The sequence below is a fragment of the Nonomuraea sp. NPDC002799 genome, from assembly GCF_053592075.1.
The window spans coordinates 1-19,495 of record NZ_JBSFVA010000041.1 but is presented as its reverse complement, the minus strand read 5'-3'; the positions used below and the strand labels follow the sequence as shown (position 1 = coordinate 19,495).

The following is a 19,495-nucleotide window of genomic DNA, read 5'->3' as shown; positions in this document are numbered from 1 at the left end:
CCTAGCGGCGCGTCGCTGGCGAGCGGCGCGGTCATGAGCGGGCCTGGAGGAGGGAGGCGGCGAGCGCGGCCAAACGGTCGCGGGGCCCGCCCGATGGCAGCTCCCGCAGGGCGGCGAGCGCCTGGTCGTGCCAGTCGGCAGCCAGCCGTGTCGCGGCCTCCAGCCCGCCGTGGGCCTCGACCAGGGAGTACACCTCGGGCATCTCGCCCCTGCTGAACGACGGCGACAGCAGCAGCGTGGCGAGCTCTCCGCCGCCGTCGGCGCGCAGCGCGTACAGGGTGGGGGCGCCGAACAGGCCCAGCGCGTGGTCGATGCCGACCGGTTTGCCGGAGCGTGCCGGGCGCAGGTCCAGGCAGTCGTCAAGGATCTGGAACGTGACGCCGAGCGCCGTGCCGAACCGGACGAGCGCGTCCGCCTCCTCGGGCGCGCACCGGGCCTCCGCGGCGCCGAGCAGGCAGCAGAGCCGGAACAGCTCGGCGGTCTTGCTCTGGACGAGCTCCAGGTAGGCGGGCAGGGGGAAGGCGGTGTCGAAGGCGCGCTCGACGTCGAGCAGCTCACCGTAGGCGAGCTTGGCGACCGCCGTGCTCACCGCCCCGGCGACACCGTCCCCGAGATCGGCGGCCTCCGTGCCCACCAGCGCGAAACAGGCCAGCCCGGCGAGCATGGCCTGCTCCGTGCCGACGGACATGTGCGCGGCCGGCGCTCCCCGGCGGGTCTCCGCCTCGTCGATGACATCGTCGTGCAGGAGCGAGGCCAGGTGGATCAGCTCCACCACGGCGCCCAGGCGCACCAGCCGGCCGGGGTCGGCCGTGCCGAAGTCCGCGCAGGCGGCCAGCAGCCGTGGCCGGACGAACTTGCCCGGCCCGGCGACGAGCGTGCGCACCGAGGCCCGGACCGGCTCCGGCAACCCATCGGCCAGGCTGAAGAGCCTGTCGTTCACCTGGGAGGTGAACGCGTCGGGCGGCACGGAGCCGGGCGGTACGGTCGCGGTGCTCGTCATCCCGGGATCTCGATGGGCCCGTTCAGCTCGATGCTGGGCACCTTGGCGATCTCGTCATAGACGATCTTGTACACGTCGGTGCGGTTCATGTACTCCAGCGCCTGGCGCCGGTTCATGCCCAGGGTCGGCAGCAGCGCCTTCTCCAAGAGCGTGAAGGCGAGGGCGGATTCCTCCCCGGTCAGCACCGACTGGCTCAGGCCGTAGATGACGAAGCCGGCGTCGTTGAGGTGTTCCTCCGTGATGACGGCGGTCGAGTTCGGGTCGGCCAGCACCGTGGCCATGAAGTCGTGATATTTCTCGTAATACTGTGCGGCGTAGGAAGTCTCCGATCCGGTGCCCTGTCTGCCCTGCAGGCGGTCGACCACCGCCTGCTGGTTGATGTAGGGGATGCGGATCAGGAGCCTGCCGAGCAGGCTCTGGGCCAGGAAGCCGTCCCGCAGGTCGTCGGCGAGGTCGTTGTCCTCGGTCAGCGGCAGGCCGTAGTAACTCCCGACGCTGGACAGCAGCGGGCACGAACCCTGCTCCTCGGGCTCGATCAGCGTCTTTCCGTCGCCGCCGATGTACACCGTCGACCCGGAGTCGCCGGGCCGGCCGAGGCGATCGGTGAGGAAGAGGTCGGAGTAGAGCACCCCGCCGATCGGGGTCATGATCCACGACTCGACGCCGATGGCGGTGATGACGCTGGAGCTGTACCCCGAGGTCCGGCCCACCTTCTCGATGTTCATGAACAGCGAGGGTGTCGTCACCGCCCCGGCGGGAGCGGCCACCGGTTTGCCGTCCGAGCCGGCGACGGCCGGGGCCACGTTGAGGGCGGCGAGCGTGTTGTCCATCCTGGTCATCAGGCCGGAGCCGTACCCGTCGCCGGCGGTGAAGATGCCGACGGCCGGGTGGGTGGCCGAGATCGGCGGCATGCGGTCGAGCGCGGGTTTCAGGGAGTAGCCCGACTGGTCGACGAGCTGGGCGATGGCGGCATCGATCTTCGTCCCGGCCGTGGTGATGGGCGCCCAGCGCTTGAGTGTGGCGATCGTGTCGTTCGCCGCCGTGCCGCCGTCGTGGACACCCGGCTGAATGATCTTCTCGCCCTTGACGCCTTTGCTCGTGCGGGCCATCACGTGGTTGTTGGACAGGATGCAGAGCTTGCCGTCCGTCTTGTCGATGACGAAAATCCCGAGCGTGCCCGCGGTGTCGCCGTCCAGGGGGTTGGAGATGCTGCAGCCCGGCCGCGGCGGCCGCATGCGCCCGGTGACCCCCTCCAGGGCCAACGGCGCCGCCTCCCGTACGGGATCGCCGACCCGGCCCATGCTGAACGGGCCGGCCTGGATCACGTCGACCTCGCAGGGCGTCCCGTCCACCTCGACGGTGCCCGGCAGCAGCCGGCGATTGGAGACCAGCGCGGCGGGGCGCTTCTTGGCGACCAGGACCACGACCGCGGGCTCCTCGGTCCACTGCCCGTCGCGGCGGCGGAAACCGATGCCGGCGCCGGTGACGTTGGGGTCGGCGCCGAAGTCGTCGAGGATCTTCCGCTTGCCCCGGTGCAGCCGGTCCTCGGTGTCCTGGCTGAGGTTCATCGGGTCTCCAAGTGCCGCAGGACGTCGGGCTGTACGCCGCGCTCGTGCAGGTGCGCCAGTCCGCCGATCCACACGGTCGCGGGGCTGTCGGAGGCGGGGTCGAGATGGCGGGAGACGGTGGCCGCGCCGAGGGCGGCGACCGCGATCAGCGCCTGCCGCAGGGCGGGAGCCGCAGTGGCGGCGGCCCGGCCGATGCCCGCGAGCAGCGCCGGACGTGGCGCGGCCAGCAGACCTTGGGAGATCAGCAGGTCCGCTCCGGTGCGGACCGCCGCCAGTCTGGCCGGCTGCAGCCGAGCCTCGGCCTGCCGCAGCCGGGCGGCCGTGGCCCGGCTGGCGGCCGGGCCGGCCTCGCCGAAGCCGGGGACCTCGATGGGATAGATCGCGCCGGCCTTGGCCACCCGCAGCACCAGCTTCCGCTGCTCGGGTGACAACGTCTCGGCGGCGGCGGCCGGGGTGGGTAAGGTCATGCCGACGATCAGGGTGGACCCTGCCGCGCCGGACGCGCGGAGCAGGGCCCGCCGTGTCACAGGGGCCGGTCGAGGGGGGTGGTCGCGCATCAGCCGCTGTCTCTTTCCTGACGGGTACCTGGCACTGGGCGATGTGCCATGATCATCGGGAAAGTATCGTGATCAAGATTCTTGATCAAGGGCTAACAACCACTGATTTTCGGTGATTTACAGGACAGCATGGTGATCTGCGCTGTGGCGGCGCACCAGGACGGGCAGACGACCGTGACTTCCGGCCTGCCGGTCACCCGGGAGCCGGGCGTGCGGTCCCGCGTTCACGGATGACTTCAGCGCACGCCGGAGATCAGTCCCTCCCGAAGCGCCTGCGCGTTCGCCGTCAGGAACTCCGTGAACGTCCGGGGCCGGCGGCCGGTCAGCTCCAGCACCGCGTCCGTCGTGGCCGCCAGCGAACCGGTCGCCACCTGCCGGGACAGCTCCGCGACATCGTCCGCGAACTGAGCCGGCAACCCCTGCGCCCGCAGCGCCGCGCCCAGCTCGTCCGGCGACAGCGCGGCGTGCTCGACGGTCCGGCCCAACGCCACCGAGAGCTCCTGGGCGATCTCGTCGTGGTCGAGCGCGTGCGGGCCGGTCAGCACGTACGTCTCGCCGAGGCCCGCCGAGCCGGTCAGGAGGGCGGCGGCGCAGGCGGCGATGTCGTGGCAGTCGATGTAGGACACGCCCGCGTTCCCGTACGCGCCGGCGAGCTTGCCGTCGGCGGTGAAGGCGCCCGCGCCGGTGACGAAGTTCTGCATGAACCCGCTGGGCTGCAGGATCGACCAGCCCAGCCCTGACGCCTTGAGGTACTCCTCGATCTCCCAGTGCGCGCCCTCGGCCAGCCGTCCGCCCTGATGGGCGTGCCAGACCGAGATCTTCACCACCTTCGACACCCCGGCTGCGCGGGCCGCGTCCATGACGGCCCGCTGCTGGCGGATCATCGGCTGCTCACCGTCCACCGGCTGCGCTCCCCCGGCGTTGAGGAACAGCCGGTCCACGCCCCGCATGGCGGCGGCCAGCGACTCAGGGTCGTCGAAGTCGCCCACCACGACGTCGCAGCCCAGGGCCGCCCCCTTGGCCTCGTCACGGACCAGCGCCTTGACCGGGGCGCCGCGATCGAGCAGGAGAGGTACGAGATGCGTGCCGATGGAGCCGGTGGCTCCGGTCACCAGAATCATGATCAATTCCTTCGGATAAGCTGAGGCTACCTCGACAACATATATCGAGGGAGCCTCGAATTACCACTGGAGCCCCTATGACCACCACCCGCCGGCCCCGCGCCGACGCCCGCCGGAACTCCGAGCGCCTCCTGGCCGAGGCCGACGCCGCCTTCCGCGCGCAAGGTGTCGACGCCAGCCTGGAGAGCATCGCGAGGGCGGCGGGCGTGGCCATCGGCACGCTCTACGGCCACTTCCCCAGCCGCCGCGCGCTGGTCGGCGCGGTGCTGCGGGACCGCAACGAGGCCCTGTTCGAGCGCGGCGACCAACTGGCCGCCTCGCCGGGGCCGGACGCGCTCGGCGCCTGGGTCCGGGCGGTCACCGAGCACGCCGCCACCTACAGCGGCCTGGCCGCCCTGTTCGCCGGCGGCCTGGACGACGAGGCGTCGGAGCTGCATGCCTCCTGCCTGCGCATGGCCGAGATCGGCGAACGCCTCATCGTTCAGGCCCGCGAGTCGGGCGCCGTCCGTCCCGACGCGACGGGCGCGGACGTCACCGCGCTGACGACCGCTGCCGCATCGCTGCACGAGCACCTGTCCGCCACCGACGCCGACCGCCTCATCGAGCTCACCCTCCAGGGCCTCGCGCGCGGCTGACGCCGTGGCGCCGGCAGCGAATCGGCGAAGCTCACGAGCGACTCGCGGGACGTCCGCGTGCCGGCGCCGAGGAGCGGACCGTCCTGGAGTCCGCTACGCGAGGTCGATGCCGGCCGCACGCATTCTTGCCTCGACCAACGCCCTCAAGCGGATCCAGGCCGGCTTCTGCTCTTCTCCGTGGCGGCTGAGCAACCCGTGCCGGATCGCGCCGTCGGTGCGGGCCTGGAGTCCGGCCGGAATGGGCAGCAGCGCGGGATGGGCGAGATAGTGGTCGGCCATGGCCGTGGCGAGTTCGTCGACCCGGGGATCGTCCGGCTCCCATGCGGCGGCACGCCACATGCGCTTGATCAAGGAGAAGTACCGGGGGTCGTCGAGGCCGCGCTCGACCTTGGCGACATAGTCGTCGAAGCCCTCCGGCACCAGGGCCCTGATCAGCACCAGGCCCTCCCTGGCCATCGTGACGTCGTCCGGGGTGAAGCCGAGGTCGGCGGCCACCCTGTCCAGCTTCGCGAGAACGCGGTCGGGCAGCAGGGCCCGGTCGCCGGTGGCGAGCCGATGCAGCATGTCACGCCGCGCGATCAGATCGTCGATCCGATCGTTGAGGCGCCGTTCGACGTCGCCGAGCGCGGCGGCGAACCGGTCAGGGTCGGCGTCGAGTATCGCCCCGATCTCGGCCAGCGGCACACCGGCCGCGGTCAGCGTCCGGATCTGGAACAGCCGCAGCAGGTCGGCCGATCCGTAGCGCCGGTAGCCGGAGCCGTCGCGTCGTGGCTCGTCGATCAGCCCGTGCTTGTGGTAGTGCCGCACGGTCTTCACCGTGACGCCGGCGAAGGCCGCCGCCTGGCCGATCGTGACGCCGTCGGTCATCTGCTCTGCCGGCCTCGTGATCGTGGGATGCCGGCGAGCTCGCGAACCGTGTCGGCGACGGCGCGGAAGTCCTTGCGCAGGATGTTGCCGTGGTTACCGGCGACCTTCGCGCTCATCTTGATGTTCGGGTTGCGGGCGAGCACCGGGGCCAGGGTGGCGCGCATCTGTTCCATCTCCTCCCGGCTGCCTCCGAGGTTGGCACCCGTGGCGACCACGTATCGGACCGGGCACGTCACACTGTCCAGGACCGGGTCGAGGGCGGCGCAGATCTCGACGAGCTCGACGTTGCTCTGGGCATGCGCCTCGACGGACATCTTCGCGCACAAGTGCAGGGGACGCAGCACCGGAAACAGCCAGCCCCACCGGCGGAACAGCCCTCTGATCCGTTCCGGGGTGACGGTGTCGGTCCAGCCGTGCGGGTACGCGCCGTCCACGGACACCACCCCCAGGACGCGGTCCGGATGCCGGCCGGCCCAGTGCAGCGCGACCGGGGTGCCGTAGGACCAGCCGACCAGAAGCGGCCGGTCCACGCCCCTGGCCGCGAGGATGACGTCGACGTCACGGACGTGTGCCTCGAACGAGGCGGCCGCGGCCGAACGCCTCGATCGGCCGCGGGCTCGCATGTCGTAGGTGATGTGCCGGTAGTCGCCGCCGAGTTCGGCGATGACGCGCCGCCAGTACGACTGCGTGGCGAACTGGCCATTGAGATAGACCACGGGACGGCCCGGCCCACCGGTGTCGGTCACGGCCAGCGCGGTGTCGTCGACGGGCACCATGCCGGTCCAGGGGGAGTTGGATTCGGTCACCCGTTCAGCGTGCACCCTGACCTTAGGTCAAGGTCAAACCCTCACATGCGGTCAGCCGGGTCGCCCGAGGCATCGAAGCCTCACGGTCCTGAGATGACGTCGCTGGGCGCGTGGCGCGTTCGCCATGTCTGGCATGATCGTCGGCCCTTCTTCTGGGCGTCACCGTTCTCTCCCAAGAAAGGGTGCACGCCGTGGCCGGGCCCTGTCCTTACGGCTGCGCGCACTCTGTCATGCTCTGGCGGCGGAACTGGCGCGGCGAGAGGCCGTAGGCATGGCGAAAGGTCTGGCTGAAGTGCGCGGCGCTGGTGAATCCCCACCTGGCCGCGATCGCGTGAATCGGGCGGGCGGCCAGCCGGGGTTCGGCGAGGTCGCGCCGGCACTGTTCCAGGCGGCGTTCGCGGACATAGGCGGCGACGGTGTGCCCTTGCCGCTGGAACAGCTTGTGCAGATAGCGCAGCGAGATGTGATGGGCGGCGGCGATCGCGCCCGGAGTCAGGCCGGGGTCGCCCAGGTGCTCTCGGATGAAGGCGTGGACTTGGGCCGTCAGCGCTTGCTGCCTGGGGTGGGGCGGCACCAGGCTCTCGGTGTCGAGCGCGTCGGCGAGCACCAGGGTCAGCACGTCGAGGGTGAGGGTGGACAGCCGGGAGGTCTCCGACGGGCTGAGCTCGGGCAGGTGCCGGGCGAGCTGCAGCAGGAACTGCGAGGACAGCGCACCGATGGCCTGGGTGGCCGGAATGCGGACGGCGCTCAGGCGCCGCACGTCCCGGGAAGGCAACGGCAGCAGCGAGCGCGGGAAGCGCAGGATCATCACCCGGTTCACCGGGATGTGCGGCGCGTGCTCGACCTGGTAGGGACGCGAGGTGTCGACCAGGACCAGGTCTCCCAAGCCTGGATCGCTGCGGCGGCCGTTCTGTGTCACCGTGCCGGCACCGCGCACGGTGCAGGCGAGCTCGAATCCCGCCAGAAGGCGAACCGCTCTTCGGCTGGAACCTCGTCGGTGCTGACCGTGTCCATGACCCCAGTGTTGTCACACCGGGCTTCAGATGGGCGTCACCCGAACCGGCGGCTCAGGCCGTCACGGCCCGCACGACGCCGGCCACCTCGTCCACCACGGCCCGCGTGGGTCGCCGGCACACCAGCCACGTGGTCATCACGGCCTGGGGCAGCCCTTCGACGGGCCACCAGCGCCAGCCGGGCAGTTTCGTCTCAGCGGTGTGCGAGGTGACCAGCGCGGCGTCGGACCGGCTCGCCTGCGCGCAGGCGAGGACGTGCTCGGTGAACTGAGCGAACTGCCAGTACGGCCGGATGCCGGCGGCCAGCGCGGCCGCCGTGACACTCTCGCGGGAGGGCTCCCGTTCACGGGTGTGCGCGAGCACCCGCAGACCGTGAAGGTCGCCGATCCGGAAGCGCGGCTCGTCGGTCAGCGGATGGCCGGGCCGTACCGCGAGGCCGAGAACCTCCTCACGCACCGGCCATGAGGCGTGATGGCCGGGTGGCTGCTGGTGGACCAGGCACAGGTCGAGCCTGCCCTCGTGCAGCAGGCGAAGCTGGGCGAAGCTCGTGGCCTCCACGTAGTTCAGCTCGGCATGGGGCAGCGTGCGGTTCGCCGCCTCGACGATGGACGACAACCAGGAGCCGGGCGTCGCGGGCGGCACCCCGAGGGAGACCACCTGCCGTGCCCGCGCCGCTTCCGAGACGAGCTCCTGAGTGGCCGCGGCCAGGCCGAGGAACTGCCGGGCGTGCTGCAGCAGCGCCTCCCCGCTCGGCGTCAGCCGCAACGCCCCCAGGCCGAGCCCGTCCTGCGCCGGCGCCGCCAGCCGGTGCTGGCCTTCCACCGCCACGCGGCACGGGCGCGGATCGAGCGGACGTGCCTGTCACACGACTACAGCCAGGTGCTCCTGCGCCCCCACGCCGGCCACTTCATCCATCAAGAACTGGCCGGCGACGTCAACGACTCCGTCATGCACTGGTTGTCGGGCCTTCCCCGATAGCCTGCCGGAAAGGAAGAACAGCAGCGTGGCCATCAACGAGAGCCTGGCGCCGCACGGCGCCTCCATCCCCCCACATCACCCGACGTCAAAGCCCGCGCCTGGGGCGTCACCGCCGTGCTGGTCCTCTCCGCGGTGGTGGTGTTCCTGGACAAGGCCCTGCTGGGCCTGGTCGCCAAGCCGATGAGCGCCGAGCTGGGCATGTCCGCCGCCGGTTTCGGCAGCCTGGGCAGCGCCTCCTACGTGCTGTTCGGCGCGACCTGCATCGCCGTCAGCTTCGCCGCGCAGCGGATCTCCCCACGGTGGGTCCTGCTGGTCTGCGGCCTGCTGTGGGCCGCCGGCCAGGTGCCCGCCATCGTCGCCGCCACCGGCGGCATGCTGTACGCCAGCCGCATCCTCGTCGGGGCCGCGGAAGGACCGGCCAGCCCGCTGTCCATGACCGTGCTGTACTCGTGGTTCCCCAACGAGCGGCGCGGCCTGCCGCAGGCGCTCTACACCGCGGGCGCCTCCGTCGCGAAGATCGCCATGGCGCCCCTCCTGACCTTGGTCATCATCGGCTTCGGCTGGTTGCCTTCCTACTCCGAGAACGCGCTGGGCTTCTCAGCGCAGGCGGCCGGGTCGCTGTTCGGGCTGCCCAGCGCGCTCGGCATCGTGGCGCTGGTCGTCACCGGCGCGGCCACCGACCGGCTGCTCCGCGCGGGCGTCACCTCCAGACGGGCGCGCGGTCTGCTCGGCGGCGCCTGCCTCACCGGTGCCGGCGTCCTGCTCGCCGTCGCCGGAGTGCTGTTCGCCCTGCTGGTCGATCCCGAACGCGACCGCCACGTCCCCGCCACCGGCAGCGACCAGGTCGCCGCCTGAGACGCCGGCCGCGCACCGTGGAGGGTCTATGCCGCTTCCGTGGGACCCACTTTCCGGCCGGCCACATCGAGGTGGCGCCGCGCCGCGGTGATCGCGAGGCGGGCGTGCTCCTTGGCGCCCACCTGCGCCACCAGCGTGGCCCGCGGGATCTCCAGCGCGTACGGAATGCCGGGCGGCAGAGCGGCGAGGACGCCGTGCACGTCGAGGCCGCCCTCGCCGGGGAACAGGCGTTCGAAGCGCGCGGCGTGAATGACCTCCTCCTGCGTGGCGGGCGCCTCGGCCGGCGCGTCACAGACGTGCGCGAACCTGAACCAGTCGGATGGCAGGCCACGGAGATCGGCCACGCTGGAGCCGGAGCGCGCGAAGTGGATCAGGTCGACGAGGATGCCCGCGTTGGGCTGGGCGGCGTCCCGCAGGACGCGGACGGCCGCGGCGAGGTCGGGCGTCTGGGTCCACGACGGGAATTCGAGATCGACGGTCAGGCCGAGCGGCCTGGCCATCTCGCACAGCCGCGCGAACCGATCGGCTTTGCGGGCGAACTCCGGATCCGGGAGCTGGGTGATGACATGGCGGGCCCCGAGCTCGGCTCCGGCCTCCAGGAAGCGCAGGAAGCCCGACGGGTCGTCATCGGGTGCCATCCTGGCCAGCTCGATGTCGAGCACCTCGATGCCCGTGGCCGCGAGGCGGACCTTGGTCGCCCGCATCAGGGCCGGGTCGGTGGCGAGGGGATAGTGCGGCTCGTGCGGGGTGACCCGGGTCAGGCGCAGGCCCACGTAGCGATAGCCCGCGTCGGCGGCGGCGCTCACCAGCTCGGGCGGGGACAGGCTCAGCGCCGTCAGATGCGCCAGCGAGTAGTCGTGCCGGTGGCCGCCGCTGACCAGCGCGGCCGGCTCCCTCAGCGTGGTCAGCCGGCGCCTGCGGTGCGCGGCCATGCGCACCGCCGCGCTGTTGGAGGCGCCGTAGCCGGAATATGCGCCGACGCGCTGCACCACTTCGAAGAAGATCCGGGCGCCGAGCATCTCGGTGTAGAAGTGCAGGTATTCGCCGTCCTGATCGCGGTCGTAGAGGACGGAGTGCTGCCGCATCGCCGTGAGGAGGTGCTGCGGCAGCGCCAGGCGGGCGTCGAGATCCTCGTAGTAGTTGTCGGGGATCCGCAGCAGCGGCGCGCCGAGTGCCCGCATCGCCTGCGCACTGGCGATCGCGTCGCCGGTGCTGAAGGCGATGTGCTGCGGGCTCGGCACCGCCGGCGACCAGTCGCCCCGTCGCAGCGGCGCGGTATTGAGGCTGATCCGGACGTGATGCTGCGGATCGGTCGCGGCCCGGTTGTGGATCAGCCCGAACGGCGCGGGCAGCGTGGTGGTCTGCGTCGCCCGCAGGCCGAGCACCGCACGAAAGAAGAGCGCGGCCTGGTCGAAGTCGTCGACCGCCTCGGTGAGTGAGACATGATCCGTTCCGGTCAGCAGGCCGTCGCCGCGAGCCGCGTGGCCGGTGGGCGCGAAGTCGTCGAGCCAGTTGTCGTTCCCGCCGGTATGGCAGAAGAAGACGGCCGTTCCGTCGGGTGCGGCCACGGAGTTGAGATCGGCTTCCTGCGACTGGCGGGTGCGCGGCAGCACGGGTGCCAGCAGCCGCTCGGCCCGGCGGGCCGAGCCGGCCGGGTCGGCGCTCTCCACCGCCAGCGCGCAGATGGCCGCCGTGCCCGCCGGCACCGTCCGCTGCGGTGCGAAGTTCAGCAGGATCCGGGCCTTGCCCTGCTGCCACAGATCCACCGGCTTGGAACGATGCTGCCCGGCATGGGTGAACCCGAGCGCGGCCAGGGCCCGTGCCACGGCCGGGCCGGAGTTCTCGTCCACGGCCAGTTCGGTGAACACGAGGCCGTCGAGTCGCGGAGCCGGCGGCAGGTTGGACAGCCGGACGCGTTCGCGGATCGTCGTCGGGCCGAGCGTGCCGACCGTCTCCTGCAGCGACAACAACGAGCGCATCGCCTCGACGGCGACCTGCCGCGGATCCGCCTGACGGCAGACGTCGTTGAACACCTCGAGCGAGAGCGGGCCGTCGTACCCGGTGGCCAGGACCTGGCCGACGAAGGCGGGCAGGTCGAAGACGCCCTCCCCCGGGAACAGCCGGTGGTGCTCGCTCCCCTCCAGGACGTCCATGTTCAGCCGGGGCGCGTCGGCGAGTTGCAGGTGGAAGATCTTCGCTCCGGGCACGGCCCGGAGCGCGGCGGGGTCGCCGCCGCGGGAGAGGACGTGGAAGCTGTCGAGGCATAGACCGAGCGCGGGGTGATCGGCGCGCCGGACGATCCGCCAGGCGTGTTCGACGGTGTTGACGAACCGCCCCCAGGCCAGGCCCTCGTAGGCGATGCGCAGGCCGCGCCGCGCGGCCCGGGTGGCCAGCGTGTGGAGCTGTTCGGCGGCGAGATCGTCGTCGCCGACGGCGTTCACGGACGTCGTCGAGCAGACCGCCATCGTGGTCGTGCCGAGGTGCTCCAGCACGTCGAACTTCCGCTCCGCCCGGCGCAGATTGGCCTCGAACAGCGCGGGCGGCACGGACTCGAAGTCATGGAACGGCTGGTAGAGGTGGATCGACAGGCCGAGGTCGGCGCACTCCTGCCGGATCCGGCTCGGCGACCAGCTCGACACGACGAGGTCGCCCTCATAGATCTCGATGCCCTTGAAGCCCGCTCTGGAGGCGGCCGCGAGCTTGTCCTCCAGGGTGCCGGAGAGGCAGATCGTCGCGAGCGCCGGCGGAGGGCTCGCGGCTGGGCGGCTGAGCGGACCTGCCGCGCCATGGCCGGCGGTGAGCATAGGCGTCTCACCTTCCTAGCGTCGCTAACTAACGAACTAGATACTTACTTATATGCTCCGTCGGCCGTCAGGGAAAGGGTTCTGGCACGAATGCGCGTGGCAACGGCCCGGACCTGCGCGTTGGACGCGTACGCGCGGCACCACGCCCTGAAACTCTGAGGCCTCTGACCTGCACTGTTGCCGTGCCTCGTGAGGACTGGCCGCCGCTCGTGCGGGTACTCGCCGGAACGCCGACCGTCAGTGAAGCCAGGCGTCGCAACATCGCGAGGAGAACGAGCATGGACAAGTCCCACCCCAGCAAAGCAGCCGTGGACGGCGACGAGCGGGCCGAGATCCCGGGAGTGCCCAGCAGCGAGACGCCCTCGCTGGAACAGCCGACCGAGCCGCGGGAGCCGCTGCCGCCCAAGCCCGACCAGCGCGGCCCCGACACCTACTCCCCCACGGGGCAGCCCACCGGCGTGCCGCAGGCCAAGGTCGCCCAGGCGGGCGCGTACTTGACCACCGCGCAGGGGGCGCGGCTGCCGGACACCGACCACTCGCTCAAGGCGGGCCCGCGCGGCCCGGTGCTGCTGCAGGACCACCACCTGCGCGAGAAGATCATGCATTTCGACCATGAGCGCATCCCGGAGCGCGTCGTGCACGCTCGCGGCGCGGGCGCCCACGGCGTGTTCCGCTCCTACGGCACCGCCTCGAACGTCACCAAGGCCGCTTTCCTCGCCGAAGGCGTCGAGACGCCGGTCTTCGTGCGCTTCTCCACCGTGCTCGGCTCGCGCGGCTCGGCCGACACCGTCCGCGACACGCGCGGCTTCGCCACCAAGTTCTACACCGGCGAAGGCGTGTACGACCTGGTGGGCAACAACATCCCGGTCTTCTTCATCCAGGACGGCATCAAGTTCCCCGACATCATCCACGCCGCCAAGCCGCACCCGGACCGCGAGATCCCCCAGGCCCAGAGTGCGCACGACACGTTCTGGGACTTCGTCTCCCTGCACACCGAGGCCACCTTCCACACCATGTGGAACATGTCGGACCGGGGCATCCCGCGCTCGTTCCGGATGATGGAGGGCTTCGGCGTCCACACCTTCCGCCTGGTCAACGCCGAGGGCGCGACGACGCTGGTGAAGTTCCACTGGAAGCCCAAGCTCGGCGTGCACTCCCTGACCTGGGAGGAAGCACAGATCATCGGCGGCGTGGACCCGGACTTCCACCGGCGCGACCTCGCCGACGCCATCGAGGCGGGCGCGTTCCCGCAGTGGGAGCTGGGCATCCAGGTCCTGCCCGACACGCCGGAGCAGACGTTCGAGGACATCGACCTGCTGGACTCGACGAAGATCGTCCCGGAGGAGCTGGCGCCGGTCCAGCCGGTCGGGCTGATGACCCTCAACGGCAACCCGTCCAACTTCTTCGCCGAGACCGAGCAGGTCGCCTTCCACGTCGGTCACCTCGTGCCCGGCATCGACATCACCGACGACCCCCTGCTCGCCTCGCGGCTCTTCTCCTACCTCGACACGCAGATCACCAGGCTCGCCGGCCCCAACTTCGCGCAGATCCCGATCAACCGGCCGCACGCGCCGGTCAACGACATGCTGCGGGACGGCTTCCACCAGGCGGCCGTGCACCGGGGGGTGGCGCCGTACAAGCCGAACTCGCTGGACGGCGGCTGCCCGTTCCACGCGGGCGCGGCCGAGGGCGCCTACATCGAGGTGCCGCTGGAGGTGGCGGGCCGCAAGGTACGCGAGGCGCCGGCCTCCTACGACGACCACTTCAGCCAGCCGCGCCTGTTCTGGCGGAGCCTGACGCCCGTCGAGCGCGAGCACCTCGTCGCCGCCTACACCTTCGAGCTGGGCAAGTGCTACGAGCAGCCCATCAAGGAGCGCGCCCTGAGGGTGCTGGCCGACATCGACCCGGTGTTGTGCCGGCAGGTCGCCGACGGGCTCGGGCTGCCCGTGCCCGAGGCGTCGCGGCCGGCGACCGGTCCCGCGCCGAGCCCCGCCCTGTCCCAGGTCGGCGAGGAATGGCCGGTCGACGGGCGGACCATCGGCATCGTGGCCGACGAGACCAGCGACCTCGGCGTGGTCGAGGCGGTGCGCCAGGCCGTGTTCGACGCCGGCATGGTGCCGCTGGTCATCGCACCCCGGGGCGGGAAGCTGGGCGGCACGCTGACCGTCCAGCGGACGTTCGTCACCGCGCGATCGGTCGAGTTCGACGCGATCCTGCTGGCGGGCGCGCCCGTGCCGGGCAAGGACGCGTACGGGGCCCGCGACGCCAGGGCCGGTGCTCCCGCCGGCGCGGAGGTGGATCCGCGCGTCGTGCTCATGATCGAGGAGGCGTACCGGCACGCCAAGGCCCTCGGCGGATGGGGCGGCGCCGCTCAGGCGTTCGCCCAGGCGGGCGTGCCGCCGCAGGCGGCCGGGGTGGTCGTGGGAGAGGACGGCGCGGCGGTGCTGCGCGACACGGTCGCACTCCTGGCGCGCCACCGGGTGTGGGACCGCTTCCCACCGGCCGCCGACCTCACCTGACAGCCGCACCCGGGTCCCGGTATACCGCAGGGACCGCGCCGCGGCCGGCGTCCAGGTGGCACCTGGGCGCCGGCCGGCTTCACCGCGAGCCCACGTCCGCCGGCCGTCGTTTCCGCCGTGCCACGCGGGGCAGGAGGGGCCGATGGACGACGAGGTGACGGTGACACCCTGCGAGGACGGTCCGCTGCTGGTCAGGGGGCCGTTCTCGCTGGTGACTCAGAACGGGGCGGTCATCGAGCCGGGCCGGGCGACGGTGGCGCTGTGCCGGTGCGGGGCCTCGTCCGCCAAGCCGTTCTGCGACGGCTCGCACAAGGCGATCGGCTTTCGCGCCGCCAGCGAGCCCGACCCGCCCCTCTGACGCCGCAGGCGTGCCCGCCGCCGCAGCCGCCGGGCGGAATGGGCGGCGACCCGCAGGCGGTGACCCGCGTACGGGACACCGCCCCGCAGCGCCGCCGCCACGGCCAGCCAGACGCAGGCGGCCCGCTCCAGCACCCAGACGGGCGCGAAGAGCGACGCCGCCCACGGGAACACCCGGCGGCCCCCGGCCCGGCGGCGTCCGGCCTCGGCCAGCGCGACGACCAGCAGCGCGGCGACGGCAGGTGGCGTGTACCGGCGCCGGAACAACGCCGCGGCCCCCGCCGGGAGCACGGCCGCGAACAACGCCAGCCGCAGCGGCTGCGCCAGATCGTCGTAGGCCTGCCGCACCCGTTGCGACCAGAACCGCGCCGCGTCCGGCGGCAGACGGCGCACATAGAGACCCGGCGGGCGGGCCTCCGTGCCGCCGGACGCCCGGACGGTGCGGATGAGTTCGAGGTTCTCGAACAGGACGTCGCCGTCGTAGCCGCCCATCTCCTCGAAGAAGGCCCGGCGGATGCCGAACGTGCCCGGATAGTCGGCGCCGAGGCTGCGGTTGAGCAGGGTGCGGGCGGTGTCCCAGAGGGCGTGCCAGGGCGCCGGGTCGAAGTAGTTCTGCGGCCGGACGAGGTCGGCGCCGGCGAGCGAAGCGTGGACGGCGGCCAGCGCGGCTCCGTCGTAGCGCACGTCGTCATCGGCGATCACCACCCGCTCGGCCCGGGCCAGCCGGAGCCCGGTCGTCACCCCGGCCACCTTGCCGTTGGCGTGGCCGAGACCGGGGTCGGGACGCACGTGGGTCACCAGGCCGCGCCAGCGGCGGGCGTGGCGGGCGAACAGGACAGGCGGGCTGCCGTCGACGACGATGACGTGGGCGTGGCGGGTGAGGGTGCGGAGATAGCCGGTCAGCTCGTCCAGGCCCGCGTCGTCCTCCCAGCGGAGCGGGAGGACGTAGTCGAGCGCCGTGCCATCCGCCTCGGGACCGCCGCCCGCCGTGGCGGACCGGTCACCCGGCACGGCGGCCGGGGGCACGACCCTCGGAACTCGCCGCCGCCACGGCCTCATCCTCCAGCGCGATCGGCCCCTGGCTGGTGGGCCCGTGGCCCGCCAGGTCGCCGTCGCCTTCCAACGAGCTGACGCCCCGCTGCCAGCAGCCCATGACGTGCTCGGCCCAGCGGCGCTCGACGGCCAGGGCGCAGGCGGCGCCGTACAGGATGTCGCCGCTCAGCGACGGCTCCTGAGCGGCCAGACCGGCGCAGAGGTCGTGCGCGGCGACCTGCTCGTGCACCGCGTCCGCCTGCACGTGCTCCTCGTAGAAGCGGGTGGTGGCGGCGTCGCCGCCGAGGCGGCGCAAGGTCAGGGCGTAGCGGCTGTTGGGCAGCGACGAGGTCATCTCCAGCGCCGCGAGGTGCCCGGCCAGCGCGCCGCGCAGCCGCCGGTGCAGCCCGAACAGCGACATGACGTTCGAGACGGCCAGCGTGATCCCGGGCACCCGCGCCAGGTAGGCGCCGTAGGAGCCGTCCAGGCCGACCCCGGTCATGGTGGTCCTGAACAGCTCGGCGTGCATGCGCTCCACCCGGCCGCCGCCGTACTCGTCCGCCTGGACCTCGACCAGCGCCGCCTTGGGGCCGCCGTGCAATCGCGGGATCGCCCACGTGTGCGGGTCGGCCTCCTTGAGGTGGTAGATCGAACGGTGCACGACGAACTCGCGGAACCGCTCCAGGTCGGCCTCGCGCTGCAGCTGTGCCGCCAGCGACGGGCCGCTCGCCTCCTCCTTGCCCACCAGTTCGGTCAGCGCGTGACGCACCTGCTGCGCCGGCACAGCCGGCGGGCGCGGCACGGCGTGCGCGAGCGCGGACTCCAAGGAGCGTTCCAGCTCCTGGCGGACGGCCAGCAGCGACGGCTGCCACTCCCAGTGGTCGTCCACGTCGTCGAAGCCCCGGTAGTGCAGCTCATAGCAGGTGAAGAGGGCGAGCTGGAGGTCACCGTCGTTCAGCACCCGGGGAGCCGGTGGCATGAGCAGCCGCGTGCTCAGCTCACCCGTCGGCCCGGCTAGACGGGTGAACAGCTCAGCGGTGATCGGGCCGCGGGCGGCGGGCAGGCGCATCACGCGCCTCCCGCACAAAGGCACCGGGCGGCGCCACGACGGCCGCGTGCGTCCAACGTCGGCACTTCCCCTCCTGGCGTCCCCCACGAAACTTGTCGCCGTCAACTGCCCTGACCCCACCCCCGCAAACCGCCTGCCCACCCCGCACCACCGGCAACACCGGCGTGGCGAGCGAGTCGGTGTTTTGTACCCAGGATTGACCCCATGCGCCTTCCCGGTCACGGCTCAGACGATGAGGGTGCCGAGGTCGGCGGCGACTCGGGCGAGCGCCCGGATGAGGTCGTTCTCGGCCTCGCTACGCCACACCAGGGCGAACGGCAGGGCGCCGATGTCGCTGACGGACAGGTAGGCGATGTCGGGCCGGCTCCAATAACGCCTCATGTGGGCGGGGAAGAGGTTGACGATCTCCCTGGTGCTGGCCAGGGTGAGAACCTCCTCCGTGTTGCCGACCGACGGGCCGCGTTCGATCCGGCGCCCCGAGCGGGTGTGGAACGGAACGTACCCGTCGGCCCAGTAGTCCGGCCACGTCGGGACGTTCGCATGCTCGAAGTCGGCGAGCATCTCCAGCGAGACCGAGGAGCGCCGGGTGAGTTCGTGGTCGGTGGCCACGGCCACCACCCGCGGCTCGGCGAACAGGACCGGACCCACCGTCAGGTCGGGTTCTTCGACCGGCAGCCAGCAGACCAGGGCGTCGAGAGCGCCACGGCGCAACCCGACGAACGGGTCGACGAAGGAGGCGTGCTGGATCTGCAGCTTCCACTGCGGGTGGCGGGCACGGAAGGTGTCCCAGTAGGGGCGCAGATCTTGCACGTTGATGGGGAGCATGCCGACGCGCAGCACGGCGGTGACGCCTTGGGCGGCGAGCTTGGCGCGGTGCATGCCGTCCCGCAGCCCGGTATAGACGGGCCACAGGTCGTCGCGGAGCTGCCGGCCGAGCGGGGTCAGCCGGACCATGCGGTTGCTGCGCTCGAACAGCGAAGCGCCGATCTGGCGTTCCTGTTTCTTGATGGCCTGGGTGATGCGGGCGGGAGTCACGCGCAGCCGTTCGGCGGTCCGGCCGAAGTGCAGCTCCTCGGCCAGGGTCAGGAAGATCTCGATGTCGCGAAGTTCCACGATCCTCCTTCGCGTTAACCCCGAGGTTAATGCTGCCTTGCGTAGGTTGTCGTTGTTCCAGGTGGTTGTTCGCGCTGATCCTAGTCACATGACTTCTGGGGTGGCGAGATGACGCCTTTGCTGGGCAAGACGGCGCTGGTGACCGGGGCTTCGCGGGGGATCGGGCGGGCTATCGCGCGGCGGCTGGCCACCGATGGGGCACTGGTGGCCGTGCACTACGGCAGCAACGACGTGGCCGCCCGGGAGACTGTGCGCCTGATCGAGAAGGACGGCGGCCGGGCCTTTCCGATCCGCGCGGAGCTGGGCGTGGCCGGGGATGTGGACACCCTGTTCACCGCCCTGGAGACGGCCCTGCTCGCGTGGACCGGCCAGGTGCGGCTGGACATCCTGGTCAACAACGCCGCCATCACCGCCGACTCGATCGAGACGATCACCCCGGAGGCGTTCGACCGGCTGATCGCCGTCAACACCAAGGCGCCGCTGTTCATCATCCAGCGGGCCCTGCCGCTGCTGAACGTCGGCGGCCGCATCGTCAACCTGTCCACGGCGGCGACCAGGATCGCCATGCCCGAGCAGCCGTACGCGATGAGCAAGGCCGCCATCGAGGTGCTCAGCCGCTCCCTGGCCCAGGCGGTCGGCGGGCGGGGCATCACGGTCAACGCCGTGGCGCCCGGCCCGACGGTCACCGACATGAATCCGTGGATGCTCGACGACCCCGAGGTCCAGCAGATGGTGGGCAACGGCAACGCCATCCCCCGGGCCGGCCGGCCCGCCGACATCGCCGACGTGGTCGCCTTCCTGGCCGGCGAGGCAGGCCGCTGGGTGACCGGGCAGGTCATCGACGCCTCCGGCGGCTGCTTCCTCGGCCCCCGCATCTGAGTCGGCTGCCGCGCCGGCCACCGCGGTCGGCGATGCCACGAACGGTTCAGCGACTGCGGCCTCAAGGCTGCGAGCTGGTCACGCCCGAACTCGTGCGTTGCCCATGAGCGCCACGCCGAGACGGGGTTTCACAAGATCGAACACTGCAGGCAAGGAGATTCATGATGGGAAACAACGGCAGCGGGTTCTCCGACGCGGGGCTGCGCAGGCTGCGTGAGGTGCTGGCGCGGCATGTCGATTCGGGGAAGATCCCCGGGCTGGTCGCCCTGGTCTCGCGGGGTGGTCGGACGCATGTCGAGGCGATCGGGACGATGCGTCATGA

General features: G+C 71.7%; 17 protein-coding genes and 1 pseudogene. 5 read left to right on the top strand and 13 right to left on the bottom strand.

Translation table 11 applies throughout. The features are described from left to right. Positions 1–31: 31 nt before the first annotated feature. From ACWD0F_RS43550 to ACWD0F_RS43535, 4 genes are all read right to left on the bottom strand, one after another. Positions 32–1,000 carry a polyprenyl synthetase family protein gene (locus ACWD0F_RS43550; protein ID WP_449887707.1) on the bottom strand — a complete coding sequence of 323 codons (969 nt, stop codon included), beginning with the start codon at positions 998–1,000 and terminating at the stop codon, positions 32–34. Continuing rightward, entirely contained in the window at positions 997–2,568 is a 1,572-nt protein-coding gene (locus tag ACWD0F_RS43545; protein WP_449887705.1) for a hypothetical protein, read from the bottom strand. The genes ACWD0F_RS43550 and ACWD0F_RS43545 overlap by 4 nt, the downstream gene beginning before the upstream one ends. Next, complete coding sequence (locus tag ACWD0F_RS43540) at positions 2,565–3,035, bottom strand: hypothetical protein (RefSeq protein WP_449887703.1); 471 nt, start codon at positions 3,033–3,035, stop codon at positions 2,565–2,567. Before ACWD0F_RS43540 ends, ACWD0F_RS43545 begins: the two co-directional genes overlap by 4 nt. 326 nt (positions 3,036–3,361) lie before the next feature. Next, positions 3,362–4,246: an SDR family oxidoreductase gene (locus ACWD0F_RS43535; protein WP_449887701.1), complete on the bottom strand. Its 885-nt coding sequence runs from the start codon at positions 4,244–4,246 to the stop codon at positions 3,362–3,364. A gap of 77 nt (positions 4,247–4,323) precedes the next feature. Between ACWD0F_RS43535 and ACWD0F_RS43530 the strand changes: the two genes are divergently transcribed. Continuing rightward, complete coding sequence (locus tag ACWD0F_RS43530; protein ID WP_449887699.1) at positions 4,324–4,881, top strand: TetR/AcrR family transcriptional regulator; 558 nt, start codon at positions 4,324–4,326, stop codon at positions 4,879–4,881. Positions 4,882–4,974: 93 nt separating this feature from the next. On the opposite strand, the gene ACWD0F_RS43525 is transcribed toward ACWD0F_RS43530, so the two are convergent. From ACWD0F_RS43525 to ACWD0F_RS43505, 5 genes are all read right to left on the bottom strand, one after another. Continuing rightward, entirely contained in the window at positions 4,975–5,748 is a 774-nt protein-coding gene (locus tag ACWD0F_RS43525) for a MerR family transcriptional regulator (protein WP_449887697.1), read from the bottom strand. Then, positions 5,745–6,554, bottom strand: coding sequence for an alpha/beta fold hydrolase (locus ACWD0F_RS43520; protein WP_449887695.1), 810 nt, complete (start codon positions 6,552–6,554; stop codon positions 5,745–5,747). The genes ACWD0F_RS43525 and ACWD0F_RS43520 overlap by 4 nt, the downstream gene beginning before the upstream one ends. Positions 6,555–6,762: 208 nt before the next feature. Next, the gene (locus tag ACWD0F_RS43515; protein WP_449887799.1) at positions 6,763–7,518 is read right to left on the bottom strand and encodes a helix-turn-helix domain-containing protein; all 756 of its coding nucleotides are present in this window, start codon (positions 7,516–7,518) and stop codon (positions 6,763–6,765) included. 103 nt (positions 7,519–7,621) lie between these two features. Further along, positions 7,622–8,389, bottom strand: a complete 768-nt coding sequence (locus tag ACWD0F_RS43510) for a LysR substrate-binding domain-containing protein (protein WP_449887693.1) — start codon at positions 8,387–8,389, stop codon at positions 7,622–7,624. A gap of 39 nt (positions 8,390–8,428) precedes the next feature. After that, positions 8,429–8,578 (bottom strand): hypothetical protein, encoded by a 150-nt coding sequence (locus ACWD0F_RS43505; protein ID WP_449887691.1) that lies wholly within the window; start codon positions 8,576–8,578, stop codon positions 8,429–8,431. Positions 8,579–8,659: 81 nt separating this feature from the next. Between ACWD0F_RS43505 and ACWD0F_RS43500 the strand changes: the two genes are divergently transcribed. Continuing rightward, positions 8,660–9,400, top strand: coding sequence for an MFS transporter (locus ACWD0F_RS43500; protein ID WP_449887689.1), 741 nt, complete (start codon positions 8,660–8,662; stop codon positions 9,398–9,400). Positions 9,401–9,426: 26 nt separating this feature from the next. Here ACWD0F_RS43500 and ACWD0F_RS43495 read toward each other — a convergent pair whose 3' ends face one another. Beyond that, entirely contained in the window at positions 9,427–12,204 is a 2,778-nt protein-coding gene (locus ACWD0F_RS43495) for a TIM barrel protein (protein WP_449887687.1), read from the bottom strand. A 278-nt stretch (positions 12,205–12,482) separates the two neighbouring features. Between ACWD0F_RS43495 and ACWD0F_RS43490 the strand changes: the two genes are divergently transcribed. Continuing rightward, positions 12,483–14,723, top strand: coding sequence for a catalase (locus tag ACWD0F_RS43490; RefSeq protein WP_449887685.1), 2,241 nt, complete (start codon positions 12,483–12,485; stop codon positions 14,721–14,723). A gap of 142 nt (positions 14,724–14,865) precedes the next feature. Further along, positions 14,866–14,976: pseudogene (locus ACWD0F_RS43485) on the top strand (hypothetical protein); the annotation flags it as partial. Here the strand turns inward: ACWD0F_RS43485 and ACWD0F_RS43480 are convergent. The 3 genes from ACWD0F_RS43480 to ACWD0F_RS43470 form a co-directional block, all read right to left on the bottom strand. Next, positions 14,940–16,106: a glycosyltransferase gene (locus ACWD0F_RS43480; protein ID WP_449887683.1), complete on the bottom strand. Its 1,167-nt coding sequence runs from the start codon at positions 16,104–16,106 to the stop codon at positions 14,940–14,942. The pseudogene ACWD0F_RS43485 and the gene ACWD0F_RS43480 sit on opposite strands and share 37 nt — an antisense overlap. Beyond that, positions 16,081–17,181, bottom strand: coding sequence for an iron-containing redox enzyme family protein (locus ACWD0F_RS43475; protein WP_449887681.1), 1,101 nt, complete (start codon positions 17,179–17,181; stop codon positions 16,081–16,083). Before ACWD0F_RS43475 ends, ACWD0F_RS43480 begins: the two co-directional genes overlap by 26 nt. Positions 17,182–17,406: 225 nt before the next feature. Continuing rightward, positions 17,407–18,294 (bottom strand): LysR family transcriptional regulator, encoded by an 888-nt coding sequence (locus tag ACWD0F_RS43470; RefSeq protein ID WP_449887679.1) that lies wholly within the window; start codon positions 18,292–18,294, stop codon positions 17,407–17,409. Between the two features lie 108 nt (positions 18,295–18,402). On the opposite strand from ACWD0F_RS43470, the gene ACWD0F_RS43465 reads away from it, so the two are divergent. Further along, positions 18,403–19,173, top strand: a complete 771-nt coding sequence (locus ACWD0F_RS43465) for an SDR family oxidoreductase (RefSeq protein ID WP_449887677.1) — start codon at positions 18,403–18,405, stop codon at positions 19,171–19,173. Positions 19,174–19,495: the final 322 nt, after the last annotated feature.

Excerpts from the sequence above, each read along its gene's own strand:
- ACWD0F_RS43550 (WP_449887707.1), bottom strand. The coding sequence starts at position 1,000 with ATGACGAGCACCGCGACCGTACCGCCCGGCTCCGTGCCGCCCGACGCG.
- ACWD0F_RS43545 (WP_449887705.1), bottom strand. The coding sequence starts at position 2,568 with ATGAACCTCAGCCAGGACACCGAGGACCGGCTGCACCGGGGCAAGCGG.
- ACWD0F_RS43540 (WP_449887703.1), bottom strand. The coding sequence starts at position 3,035 with ATGACCTTACCCACCCCGGCCGCCGCCGCCGAGACGTTGTCACCCGAG.
- ACWD0F_RS43535 (WP_449887701.1), bottom strand. The coding sequence starts at position 4,246 with ATGATTCTGGTGACCGGAGCCACCGGCTCCATCGGCACGCATCTCGTA.
- ACWD0F_RS43530 (WP_449887699.1), top strand. The coding sequence starts at position 4,324 with ATGACCACCACCCGCCGGCCCCGCGCCGACGCCCGCCGGAACTCCGAG.
- ACWD0F_RS43525 (WP_449887697.1), bottom strand. The coding sequence starts at position 5,748 with ATGACCGACGGCGTCACGATCGGCCAGGCGGCGGCCTTCGCCGGCGTC.
- ACWD0F_RS43505 (WP_449887691.1), bottom strand. The coding sequence starts at position 8,578 with ATGGCCACGCTGCTGTTCTTCCTTTCCGGCAGGCTATCGGGGAAGGCC.
- ACWD0F_RS43495 (WP_449887687.1), bottom strand. The coding sequence starts at position 12,204 with ATGCTCACCGCCGGCCATGGCGCGGCAGGTCCGCTCAGCCGCCCAGCC.
- ACWD0F_RS43490 (WP_449887685.1), top strand. The coding sequence starts at position 12,483 with ATGGACAAGTCCCACCCCAGCAAAGCAGCCGTGGACGGCGACGAGCGG.
- ACWD0F_RS43475 (WP_449887681.1), bottom strand. The coding sequence starts at position 17,181 with ATGCGCCTGCCCGCCGCCCGCGGCCCGATCACCGCTGAGCTGTTCACC.
- ACWD0F_RS43465 (WP_449887677.1), top strand. The coding sequence starts at position 18,403 with ATGACGCCTTTGCTGGGCAAGACGGCGCTGGTGACCGGGGCTTCGCGG.